The sequence below is a fragment of the Aquiflexum lacus genome, from assembly GCF_015476655.1.
In the GTDB taxonomy this organism is placed as follows: domain Bacteria; phylum Bacteroidota; class Bacteroidia; order Cytophagales; family Cyclobacteriaceae; genus Aquiflexum; species Aquiflexum lacus.
In genome coordinates, this window is sequence record NZ_JABFHF010000002.1 from 345,373 (window position 1) to 357,434 (window position 12,062).

At 41.8% G+C, this 12,062-nt stretch carries 8 protein-coding genes; 4 read left to right on the plus strand and 4 right to left on the minus strand.

Annotation, left to right across the window (positions count from 1 at the left end):
* Positions 1–15 precede the first annotated feature (15 nt).
* Positions 16–864 (plus strand): AraC family transcriptional regulator, encoded by an 849-nt coding sequence (locus HMJ38_RS03660; RefSeq protein WP_194973007.1) that lies wholly within the window; start codon positions 16–18, stop codon positions 862–864.
* Between the two features lie 115 nt (positions 865–979).
* On the plus strand, positions 980–2,308 hold the full coding sequence (locus HMJ38_RS03665; protein ID WP_194973008.1) for a GntP family permease: 1,329 nt from the start codon (positions 980–982) through the stop codon (positions 2,306–2,308).
* A 7-nt stretch (positions 2,309–2,315) separates the two neighbouring features.
* On the opposite strand, the gene HMJ38_RS03670 is transcribed toward HMJ38_RS03665, so the two are convergent.
* The gene (locus HMJ38_RS03670; RefSeq protein ID WP_194973009.1) at positions 2,316–3,113 is read right to left on the minus strand and encodes an SDR family NAD(P)-dependent oxidoreductase; all 798 of its coding nucleotides are present in this window, start codon (positions 3,111–3,113) and stop codon (positions 2,316–2,318) included.
* A 4-nt stretch (positions 3,114–3,117) separates the two neighbouring features.
* A complete protein-coding gene (locus tag HMJ38_RS03675; protein WP_194973010.1) occupies positions 3,118–3,822 on the minus strand; it encodes a 6-phosphogluconolactonase in 705 nt (234 codons plus the stop codon).
* Positions 3,823–3,973: 151 nt separating this feature from the next.
* Here HMJ38_RS03675 and HMJ38_RS03680 point away from each other — a divergent pair, with 151 nt between their 5' ends.
* A complete protein-coding gene (locus tag HMJ38_RS03680) occupies positions 3,974–5,152 on the plus strand; it encodes a sialidase family protein (RefSeq protein ID WP_194973011.1) in 1,179 nt (392 codons plus the stop codon).
* Between the two features lie 7 nt (positions 5,153–5,159).
* Here the strand turns inward: HMJ38_RS03680 and HMJ38_RS03685 are convergent, their stop codons facing one another.
* Entirely contained in the window at positions 5,160–6,398 is a 1,239-nt protein-coding gene (locus HMJ38_RS03685; protein ID WP_194973012.1) for a polysaccharide deacetylase family protein, read from the minus strand.
* Between the two features lie 29 nt (positions 6,399–6,427).
* Positions 6,428–9,460, minus strand: a complete 3,033-nt coding sequence (locus HMJ38_RS03690) for a PVC-type heme-binding CxxCH protein (RefSeq protein ID WP_228779861.1) — start codon at positions 9,458–9,460, stop codon at positions 6,428–6,430.
* Between the two features lie 368 nt (positions 9,461–9,828).
* Between HMJ38_RS03690 and HMJ38_RS03695 the strand changes: the two genes are divergently transcribed.
* A complete protein-coding gene (locus tag HMJ38_RS03695) occupies positions 9,829–11,799 on the plus strand; it encodes a glycoside hydrolase family 127 protein (RefSeq protein ID WP_194973013.1) in 1,971 nt (656 codons plus the stop codon).
* Positions 11,800–12,062 lie beyond the last annotated feature (263 nt).

Below are 12,062 nucleotides of genomic sequence, written 5' to 3' on the forward strand. Positions count from 1 at the left end.
TAGTAAAATAAGTCAATGAAACCAAAACTCGAACTGATTCCGGATTTATCCCTTCAGAAATCATTTCAATTTCTGAAACTGGAAACTGAGGGATTTCCACATCAATGGCATTATCATCCTGAAGTAGAGTTGACCTATATCATTCAGGGTAGGGGTATCAGATATGTCGGGGATAATATCAGCTCATTTAAAGAAGGTGATTTGGTATTGTTGGGTGAAAATTTGCCCCATTCTTGGGTTTCCCAAGGAGAACAAGTTGGAAAAATTCAAAAAGCATTGGTCTTTCAGTTCCCAATTCTCCTGACCAACTTTTTTCCTGAACTAAGAAATCTGAGTGAATTTATGAATCAGGCTAAAAATGGTTTTCATTTTCCTTCTCCGGATAATGGGTTGGTCAAAAGGATGATGGAATTTGAGTTTTTAACTTCCAACCGGCAATTGTATTTGCTTTTTGAAATTCTGGAAATTTTAGCCATTTCAGAAAAGGTTCGTTTATCAAATATTGAAATTCAAACTCAAAATACGATTTCCAAAGAACTGGGTAGGATGGAGCAGGTAAAGAAGTTTTTGCATGAACATTATCACGAGCACTTGGAATTGGATACCATGGCGATGATGATGCATATGACTCCCACCTATTTCTGCAGTTGGTGCAAAAGGACTATGGGACATACTTTTATCACCTACCTCAATAAATTACGCATCGAACATGCTGCTAGGTGGCTTATTGGAACAGATAAGGATGTGTCCGAGATTGCATATGAGGTAGGCTTCCAAAATGTAACCCACTTTAATAGGGTATTCAAAAAAGAAAAAAAGACAAACCCCCAGTCATTCAGGGCAATTTTTAAAAACCGGAATTGATATATTTGATTAGAATCGATACGTTCATCCAAGGGTATTTTAAGAATTAGGGCTTAAAGAGCTAATTTATTTTCTTAATTTACCCTATCTTTTCAAACCAAATCATAAACCCAAAATGCTGATACTTTTGACAATCCTCTTCGCCTTGGCACTGATATTAGTGGCCATTGTCAAATTTGATATCCATCCCTTTTTAGCGCTTTTTGTCGGCGCCATTGTGTATGGCTTGATTTCAGGGATGTCGACTGACCTTATTCTAAAATCCATTTCTGATGGTTTTGGAGGTGTTTTGGGAAATATAGGTTTATTGATTTTGTTAGGGGTGATTATGGGGACCTTCCTGGAAAAAACCGGAGGGGCTTTGGTCATAGCGGAAAAGATACTCTCTTGGATTGGCCAAAAATCCGTCACCAAAGCCATGCTCATCTGTGGCTATATCCTGTCCATTCCAGTTTTTGGAGACAGTACCTTTATCATGCTGAATCCAATCAGCAAATCTCTCTCCTTAAAAAGCAAGGTTCCTTATGCCGCCACGACTATTGCGGTTGCATTAGGGGCGACAGCCAGTCATTCTTTGGTTCCGCCTACTCCCGGGCCAATTGCCACAGCGGGTATATTGGAAGCAGATTTGGGAATGATCATCTTTTGGGGGATCATCGTCAGCTTGATTGCGCTGATTCCTGCATACTTTTTTATTAAAAATTTTGTATCAAAGATTCCTTTGGAACCAGTATTGGCGGAAATTGATATGACAACTGTTGCGGCAAAACCCCCGACTGCCACAAAATCCTTTCTTCCGGTCATCGTTCCACTTGTCCTGATCATATTGGCATCCATCGCAAAGTATCCTTCAAAACCATTTGGGGATTATGAATGGATTTCCATCATTGAATTCGTGGGCAGTCCAGTCATTGCACTTTTATTGGGGGCAGTTTTATCTTTTACGCTTCCTACCAAATTTGACCGCAAACTCTTATCTGCCAGTGGATGGATGGGCGAAGCTATTCGGATAGCAGCACCTGTTATTTTGATTACCGGGGCAGGTGGGGTGTTTGGAAAAATGCTTCAAAATTCAGGAATAGGTGATTTGGTCAGTGCAAATATGAGCGGAGCCAGTTGGGGTATATTTCTGCCATTTTTGATTGCTTTCTCCCTGAAAACAGCCCAAGGTTCATCCACCGTTGCCATGATAACCACGGCCTCAATCATTGCTCCTTTATTGGTGAGCTTGGGTTTGGATTCGGAAACGATGAAGGTATTTACAGTCTTGTCAATAGGTGCCGGTGCTATGGCCATTTCCCATGCCAATGACAGTTTTTTCTGGGCAGTTACCCAACTTTCAGGCATGTCCATCCGGCAGGGAAACAAGACTCACAGTTTAGGTACTTTGATCTTATCCCTTACGGCAATTTCTGTGATTTTCATTATTACACTGTTCTATTAGAAAACAATCAACGTGCGGTCCAACCTCCGTCTACAGTTATCAGCGAACCGACCATATAGCTACCGGCCTCACTGGCCAACAAAAGGGCCGCGCCTTGGATTTCTTTGAGCTGTCCCCACCTTTCAAGGGCTGTAGCGCCAACGATAAACTTTTTGCCTTCCTCGGTATTTGCAATAGGAACATTCATGGCTGTCAGAAATGGTCCAGGGCATATGGCATTGACCTGGATTCCGAATGGCGCCAACTCTAATCCCAAAGCCCGTGTCATTTGGACCACGGCCCCTTTGCTGGAAGTGTATGGCGTCCTGTTTGCCAGCCCAACAATTCCCAATGTACTGGCCAAATTGATGATACTTCCTTTTTTGGCATTTTTCATATATGGGGTCACTGCCCTATTGCAAAGCCAAGTTCCGGTGACATTGGTATCCATGACTCTGGAAAAATCTTCTAAGCTTAGTTCGTCTATAGGTCCCCGGATATTGATTCCGGCTGAATTGATCAAAATATCAATCTTGCCAAAGGCATCCATAGCAGTTTTGGCCATGGCCTCTGTCTGCTTTTGATCCGAAACATCTGCCGAAAATGCCATGGATTTAACGCCATAAGTATTGGATAATTCCTTTGCGGCAGCCTCGGCTTCATCTAGGTTCCGACTTCCCAACATGATGTCTGCACCTGCTGAGGCCAATCCTGCGGCCATTGCCAACCCCAAACCTTTTGAACCACCTGTGATAATGGCCGATTTTCCTTTCAGGTCAAAAAGCTTGATTCCTGGTAGCTTACTGTATTCTTCTAAATTTTCCATAAAATTATTTTTCAAGACTTGAGTTATCAATCAAACATTCCACATTGGGATGCATCCAAAGAAAAGATGCTGGACATTGGGTAGTGATTTTTTCAGACAAAATCTGATCAATGGCGGTCTGTTTGCCTTTTCCTGTCACCAAGAAGATTATTTTTTTGCTCAACATGATATCCCTCATACCAACACAAAGTCCATAAGCAGGTTCACTTCCCTGCGATAAAGCTGGATCGTGTTGTATGGTTGGGGCAGCCAATTTGGCTTTGTGAAATTCCGGTTGCAGGTATTCATCCGGTTCATTGAATGCGATATGGCCGTTTTTTCCCAAGCCAAGGATGCAGATATCGAAAGGCCCATTTTGTGAAATAAAGTTTTGCATCCGGGCTATCTCCTGTTCAACGACATTGGTTGCAGTATCAAAACCCGTGTAGTGGGATCTGGGAATTTCCAAAGGACCCAACAGATGCTTTTGAAGATAGCTTTCGCAGGAATCAGGATGGGAAAGTGGGATAATTCCCCATTCATCCATTTTGACCACCTTCATTTTATGGAACATTTCTTTATTCTTAGCCATACCGGCGTACATCCCTGTAGGTGAATTTCCTGTGGCGGCACAAAAAAGTAAATCAGGTTTGCAAGAAACCTCATCCATCACTATTTGAGCAGCTTTTTGGCTCATTGAAGAGTAATCTTTACAATAGGTAATTTTCATCTTTGGGAATGGAATTTTGAGAATTAAATTGATGGTATTCAAAATATAGCATTTAATCCCTCAAGGAAAAAGGAGTTTTGAAGAGATGGATGAATTGGATGAGCAACGGAATTTAAATAAAAACTTTATTTTTATCTAAATTTCATAATCTATGTCTAAATCCTTTAAATTCCTCAGCTCATTCTTTCTATTTCTTTTTGCAGCATTCGTAATCAAGGCCCAAGAAACCATAGTATTCGAAGGTGGCAAAGAAGGCCATGCCATCTATAGGATTCCTGCCATCATTTCATTGCCCAATGGCGAACTTATGGCCTTTGCAGAAGGAAGAGTTCATGGGACAGATGATTTTGGAGATATCAATCTGGTGATGAAAAGAAGCATGGATCAAGGAAAGACTTGGTCATCTTTAAAGATGCTGGTAGATTATGACTCCCTTCAAGCTGGTAATCCCGCTCCGGTGGTGGATCTCCTTGACCCCAAATATCCCCAAGGTGTGATCTACCTGTTTTTCAATACAGGAAACAACCACGAGTATGAAGTAAGAATGAATCAGGGTGTCAGAGAAGTTTGGATGATGAAATCATTTGATTTGGGGAAAACATGGGAAGATCCTGTCAACATCACCTTACAAACACACCGACCAAACAATCCTCAATTTAACCCCAATTATAACTTCAAAGAAGATTGGAGGCATTATGCCAATACACCCGGACATGCTTTTCAGTTTCAGGAAGGGAAATTCAAAGGGAGGATATTCGTGGCAGCCAATCATTCCGTCGGTCCTCCAAAGGATAATTTCGAAGAATATCAGGCCCATGGATTTTTCACAGATGACCATGGTAAAACTTTTCAACTTTCTGAATCCATTACCTTCCCAGGCTCAAATGAATCCATTGCTGCCGAATTGTCTGACAATAGGATGATTATGAGCATTCGGAACCAAAGAGGTGATATCCGAAATAGGATATTGGCTTATTCCAGCGATGGTGGTACTTCTTGGGATACAGCATATTTTGAAGAATCCCTTCCTGACCCCGTTTGTCAGGCCTCTATTTTACCGATTGGTATGAAGGATGGGAACACGGTACTTGCACATTCCAATGCTGCGGACCCAAATCACAGGAATAACCTGACCATCAAAATCAGCTACGATGAAGGAAAGACCTGGTCGAAATCCATCTTGGTAGACAGAACAACTGATCCAAAAAAATCTTCCTGGACTGCTTACAGTGACTTGGTAAACATAGACCAAAATACGGTTGGCATTTTGTACGAAAGAGACAATTACACTCAGATTGTTTTCAAACCAATTACTTGGAATAAAAAATGATCATCATTTAGTCTTTCCTGATCAAAGTAAGCTCTCTCAAATCCAAGATCGCCCCATCCTCTTCAAAAGCTTGATTGGATTTAAAGGTTACTTTTCCATATCCCTTTTTCAATTGGATTGTTCCTATGGATTTTTTTTGAAAAGTCTCCCATGAACCTGATTTTCCAACTATCCCCAGCAACTTTTCTTTTCCGGCAGTAATGATAAATTCTTTTCCGGCCTCCTTGTCAGAAACTGACCAATCCAGCCAGACTTCATAGTTTCCATCCATTGGCACATCCACCTCCCACTCCACGCTATCATTGGAGGTGAACCAGCCAAAAGCTTTCCACTCCGGCATATATTGAATGGCAGGGCCAATTCCCCTGCCATTTTCAGCGGTTAGCCGCAATTGTCCATCTTTGGATGGTCTGACCAGTTGGGGAATATTCATGGTGTCGGCAATAGCAAGCCTTGTTTCATTTACATACTTGGCGATCGTACCAATTGGAGCGATCCAGATGCCGTTGGAAGGATCATTGGCATATGCTGCCAGTTTTTTCAGCATATTCAGGCGGGTTGTTTGATTTCCTGAATGATCTGTTTCATGTCCTGCAAGTACCAGCCATTGCCCGTTTTTGGAAGCAGATTCAATCAAAGGCAATATTTCCTCAAATTCCTTTTGATCCATTTCCATACCGGTCAATTGCGCCAAGTCAGCATAAATCGGGTCGGAGGGGGCTTCATCCATCCAACCTCTTCCTGCCAAGAACATCTCCGAAATCAAGGGGACTAAACTTTGGGTATAAATTCCTTTTCCAACAAATTTCTGCCCACAGGGATAGGCATACACTTGGGGAACAACACCCAGGAGTTTTTCGATTTCATTACTCGCCTGAACCAACTCCGCCCTCATTTTATCTAGGGTATAGTTTTCCAATGCCCGCTCTCTTGCCCAGACAAAATTTCCACTGCAGGCATGCAAAATGGAATGATTTCCTATTTCATGGCCGTTAGCTACAGCCTTTTTCCAGTTGTTCAGGTCTTTTTTCACACTGGCAGGAATCACAAAAAAAGTTGCTTTGATGCCATATTCATCCAAAAGAGGAATTCCTAAACTCGTATTGCTGGCCCGGGCATCGTCAAAACTCAAACTGAGCGCCATCTTCTTCCCTTCAGGCCAGGGAAATTTTTGGCTTTGAGCTAAAGTCTGATTTACAAACGCAAAGAGAAATAAGATTTGAATGAGAATATGGTTAGATTTCATGTCAATCGTGTTGGAGTTAAAGATTGGGGTTAATTGATTTTAAGAATAAAGGCCAATAAATCAGCCATTTCCTGAGGATTGATATTGCTTTCAAGTGAAGGCATGGCTGAAATGTCCATCACTGTTAAGGACCGGATATCCTGTCTTGCTACACTTCTTTCTTGACCTCCAGCAAATCTAAGAAGGATTGCAGTTGGAGTTTCCGAAGCAATCAATCCCTGTAAATTTTCTCCATTTTGCATTTCAACCGACCAAAGGTCATAGCCATCTGCAATGGAAAGATTGGGGAGAAGTATGTCACTGAGGATATTTTCCGGTCTTCTGTTTTTCATGGTAGCAAGGTCAGGACCAAATGCCATCCCCAAATCCTGTCCCATCTTGTGGCAAATGGCACAATTCTCCTGATATACAGTTTGACCTTTTAATTGTGTTCCATTTAATGTCAGACTGGCTTGATATTGTTGCAGGATTTCCTCGTTACTTTTCTCTTCACTGTTGATCAGTAATCTGGCACGGGTACGAAGGGGAATATTGGAATTGTTCATCAACCTCACACTTCTCGGCCACCCAAGGTTGTTAGGTTGGATGATTCCATTTTCCATGGCATCCAACAAAATGCTGATCCTGTCATTGTTAACCATAAAAATATTCAAACCTTCTTCCCGGATTACTGGAGTAAATGAAGGCCATAATTCCACCACCAATTCAGCTGCTGAGGTATCAGGAATTCGACTTATTGCCTTAAGCGCTACCAACTGCACCTCATTTGGTTCAATGGGCTTTAGCAGACTTTCGAAAAAAGTTTTGTTATCCTCTGAATTAAAAAGGGAAAGGAAATTGATTCCAATGACTCTTTCCTGTTCAGAGAGGCCTTTATTTGCCGCGATAGCTTTGGCTTTTTCTTTTAAGATTTTTGACTGCGGAGATTCAGTTACCCCTAATGCTTTTAAAAGTTCTAAAGATGCCTGTCTGACCTGAAGTGATGGATTTTCAAAACAGGCAGTCAAAAGCATATTTTCAGCAGGTCGGAATGTTGATCGATCAATATTTTTACTTTGAAGTCCTTGGGCCAGGCCATTCAAAAGTGGTGCTTGCCAGTGACTTTCATGTACTGAGTTGGTATTTGTGCCTTTGCTGATTAAATCCAGGATGGCATCTTTATCCAAACTGTATGCTGTCATGGCACTTAATCGCTGCACCAACGTACCATAAGCAGGGATATTGATATCATAATTGGCCAAGGAGGCTTGCATTAAAGTTTTGTTGTCCTCAAATGGGGCGGATAAAGCAGCTACTTGCATCCATTCGTCTTCGATATTTTCAAAAAGTAATTTTTCCCGGGCCTTGGAAGCTGCTTCACTTTTCAAAAATCCCAGGGTGCATAACAGCTGAAAGCGAACTTTGGGATAGCTATCTGAAACCATTTGAAGCAGTGCAGTTTCCATTTCGGGGTATTTAGACAAATGAAGTTCTGCAATCTGAATGGCGTTTTTTCGTACTCCCGCCTCTTTGTCCTGAAATGCAGGGATAATGAGTTCCGGGTTTGTTTTACCAAGACCTTCTAAAGTCCACAAGGCATGAACCCTACCTTCAGGCTTTTGAATATTACTTGCCATTTCAAATAACTCTTTTGGAATCTCTGAAATTTTCCTGTCCACCAAAAGTCTCTGGGCATTTCTTCTCCACCAAATATTGGAATCAGCGAGTTTCTCGACCAGTTCCTGATCAGTAAAATCTCCCAACTTCAATTTGTTGGACCAGTCCAAAGGCTTTGTTCCTTTAGGCGTGATTCTGTAAATTCTTCCTTTGTCAGTACCATTATACAATGCTCCTGAATTCACGACATCTTCAGCCATCCACTCAGGGTGCTCGATATACTGTCTGTAATAATCAAGGAGGTAAAGCGCGCCATCAGGACCGATATACATATTGACCGGTCTGAACCAGGAATCTGTGGAAGCAAGAAATTCCTTTTCAGGATGTTGGCGACTGGCTTTGAAGAGTGTCCCATTATCAGAAAGTAAATCTATATGAAGGATATTACTGACAGGTTCGGCAATAAAAACCGCTTTATCATATTCTGAGGAAAAAGATCCGCCAAGATAGGCTGTGATGCCACAGGCAGATGTCATCACTCCCAAATCAGTCAGGAGTTGATGCTCGGGATTTTTGGTGATGGGGAAAACTTCCGCGGCATTTCCATGGTCAGAAATGGATTCAGTGCTCTGTGAAACCAGCAGATAGGGATTTCGGTTGAGGTACCTTGCAGGAATGACATCTTGTATGATATGGTTATTGTTATTGATGACGAAGCGATGACCCCATTTATCAAAAGTATGTCCAAATTGAGTACGGCTTGCCAAAACTTCCAATTCAAAACTATCAGGACGAAACCTTACACTTCTGCCACCTGCGTTTTGGGGTAATCGAACTACTTCATGATTTGAGGGGAAATGAACTTCAGAGCCCCTGTCACCTAACAGATCCTGAAAGGTGTTGGTCGATACCGCAGGTTCATGCCCCAGATAGATCCAATTGTCCAAACCTAATCTTGGACTGTTGACATTGTGTTGGGGGTTGGATACTGCAAAACCCGTTAAGACAATCTCTTTGATATCCGCTTTGCCATCTCCATCTCTGTCTTCCAGATAATAAACATGTGGCGGGTCGGTGACCAATAGTCCATTTTTCCAACGAAGTATTCCTGTTGGCAAAACCAGATTTTCAGCGAAGACTGTACTTTGGTCCATTTTGCCATCCCCATTGGTATCAGACAACAGTTTGATTTTTCCACTCCCACTCAAGTCCAAAGGATACCCATGCATTTCCACGACATACATTCTGCCAAACTCATCAATTTCCATATCCACAGGATCCGAAATCAAAGGTTCCCCTGCTATCAGTTCAATCTGAAATCCATCCTCTAATTCAAAAGTCTGAATTGCATTCCCCAAAGATCTTTCCATGGAGTCATTAGCAGACCTTTGGCAGGAAAGGCATGCCATCAATAGTAATAATAAAGCAGAGGTAAGTGGATATAACTTAAAATAAGGTTTTGGCATTACGGAATTACTTTAGGGCGATTACAGAAAATTGAATTTCAATATGATTAGGTTTTACCTTAGGATTATTCTAAATGTAAGGATTAGCAGGATTTTACGCAATAGGATTTATAGGAGTAATACCCTATTGTTTTATTAAAAGGGACGAAGAGTTAAATATGATCTTCCCATGTCACCTGAACGACAAGAGAGGTCTGAACCTCCCGGGTAAATAGATTTCTTCCGCCACGGCGGACAAGACCTATGGTCGAAAAGACAAGGATAAGCCTTTGATACAATTGACCCCAAAATTCGCAGTCCAAATAAAAAATGATGCATGAAAGATCGAACTTTATTACCTTTTAAAATCAAACCCAAAATACAGACCTATGAGGACTTTAAAGCTTTTCATTCTAACTGTCATAACCTTAGGCATTGGCCCGCTAAATGCTCAATCTGACTTGATAAGGCTTGAGCCTGTCAGCTTTTCCCAAGTTACCATCACAGACAGTTTTTGGAAGCCAAAACTGGAAAAAGTAGCCAATACCACTTTACAGGTCTGCATCCAACAAACAGAGGTGGAAACCGGTCGGATCCGTAATTTCGAAAAAGCAGCAAGACGGGCAAATGAAAAGCATGAGGGGATTTATTACGATGACAGTGATGTCTACAAAGCCTTGGAAGCCATTGCTTACTCTTTGAAAAACCATTCAGATACTGATTTGGAGGCAAAAGCGGATGAGTGGATTGATAAAATTGCCGCTGCCCAGGAAGAAGATGGCTATATCAATACTTTCTATACCTTGACCGGATTGGAAAGCAGGTGGAAAGACATGGACAAACACGAGGCTTATTGTGCAGGGCATTTGATAGAAGCTGGCGTGGCTTATTATCAGACCACCGGAAAAAGAAAATTATTGGATGTGGGGATCAAAATGGCTGACCATATCGATCAGCAATTCAGACAAAACAATACCCCTTGGGTTGTTGGCCATCAGGAAATAGAATTGGCTTTGGTCAAATTGTATAAAGTCACCGATGAGGAAAAGTATCTGGAATTGTCCGATTGGTTTTTGGACCAAAGGGGTAGGGGACATGGTGTAGGTGCGATTTGGAATAATCCACATTGGGGGCCAAAATATGCCCAAGATGATGTCCCTGTCAAAGATCAGAAAGAAATTACAGGTCATGCGGTCAGGGCCATGTATATGTATACCGGTGCTGCCGATGTAGGTGCCGCCAAAAAAGATGATGGTTATATGGATGCCATGAAGACAGTTTGGGAGGATGTAGTTCATAGAAACATGTACATCACGGGAGGAATAGGTTCTTCGGGCAGCAATGAGGGTTTTTCAGTGGATTACGACCTTCCCAACGAGCGGGCCTACAGTGAGACCTGTGCTTCGGTAGGTATGGTTTTCTGGAACCAAAGAATGAATTCCTTGGAAGGAGATTCCAAATATGTGGACGTTTTGGAACGAAGTCTGTACAATGCGGCCCTGGATGGATTGAGCTTGAAAGGGGACAGCTTTTTTTATGGAAATCCCTTGGCTTCCAATGGACAACATTCCCGCAGGGCTTGGTTTGGTACAGCTTGCTGTCCTTCCAATATTTCACGTTTAGTGGCATCAGTCGGTGATTATATCTACGCCACTTCTGAGAATACCATTTGGGTCAATCTATTTATTGGGAGCAGTACAACTTTTCAAATGGGTAAAGTTGAGGTTCCATTTGAAATGAGTACCAATTATCCCTTGGATGGTGAGATTACAATTACCATGAATCCCCCAAAAAAGACTCAATATGCATTGAAAATGAGGTTGCCGGGTTGGGCAAGGGAGGAAGCCGTACCTGGTGGATTGTACCAGTTTGAAGGAAAAAGCAAAATGACTTATTCGGTAATGCTGAACGGCAGACCTGTGCCACATAATCTCGAAAACGGATATATTACCATTGACAGGAAGTGGAGTATGGAAGATGTCATCACTTACAAACTACCTATGGAAGTCAGGAAAATCAGGTCAAGAAATGAAGTAGAGGCCAATCAGGATAGGATTGCATTGCAAAGAGGTCCAATGGTTTATTGTGTAGAAGGTGCAGATAATGGAGGAAAAGCTTGGAATATCGTCGTACCTGAAAACAGTAGTTTTGAGGCAGTAGAGTATACAGTTCTTCAGGAAAAAGTGATGGCTATTCAGGGTGATGTCAATGTAGTGACAGTGGCTGAAGATGGAAATAGTGTACTCACCAAAAAACAAAAAATCACTGCTATTCCTTATTACACTTGGGCCAATCGTGGTGCCAATGAAATGCAGGTTTGGTTGCCGACCAAAGTGAAGGAATTGAAGGTGAATTATTGAGGAGTTCGTGCCGATTACATTTCTGGAGAAGAAAGATATATAACGTGAGATTTGAGACGACTTTTCCGTAGCTAATGAGGAATATGATTAAAGAGAACGAAACGATAGAATATGAATAGACGCCTTAGGACTGGAAAAAGGTTTTCCTTGTCATTTCGACGAAGGAGAAATCTGTTTTGCCTTCAGGTTTATAGATTTCTCCCTACGGTCGAAATGAATTGTGTTTAAAGTCAAGTATTGATCCAAATATTATTTTGCAATAG

Bases quoted from the DNA above. Each gene is read 5' to 3' on its own strand.
- HMJ38_RS03660 (WP_194973007.1), top strand. From the start codon at position 16: ATGAAACCAAAACTCGAACTGATTCCGGATTTATCCCTTCAGAAATCA.
- HMJ38_RS03665 (WP_194973008.1), top strand. From the start codon at position 980: ATGCTGATACTTTTGACAATCCTCTTCGCCTTGGCACTGATATTAGTG.
- HMJ38_RS03670 (WP_194973009.1), bottom strand. From the start codon at position 3,113: ATGGAAAATTTAGAAGAATACAGTAAGCTACCAGGAATCAAGCTTTTT.
- HMJ38_RS03675 (WP_194973010.1), bottom strand. From the start codon at position 3,822: ATGAAAATTACCTATTGTAAAGATTACTCTTCAATGAGCCAAAAAGCT.
- HMJ38_RS03680 (WP_194973011.1), top strand. From the start codon at position 3,974: ATGTCTAAATCCTTTAAATTCCTCAGCTCATTCTTTCTATTTCTTTTT.
- HMJ38_RS03685 (WP_194973012.1), bottom strand. From the start codon at position 6,398: ATGAAATCTAACCATATTCTCATTCAAATCTTATTTCTCTTTGCGTTT.
- HMJ38_RS03690 (WP_228779861.1), bottom strand. From the start codon at position 9,460: ATGCCAAAACCTTATTTTAAGTTATATCCACTTACCTCTGCTTTATTA.
- HMJ38_RS03695 (WP_194973013.1), top strand. From the start codon at position 9,829: ATGAGGACTTTAAAGCTTTTCATTCTAACTGTCATAACCTTAGGCATT.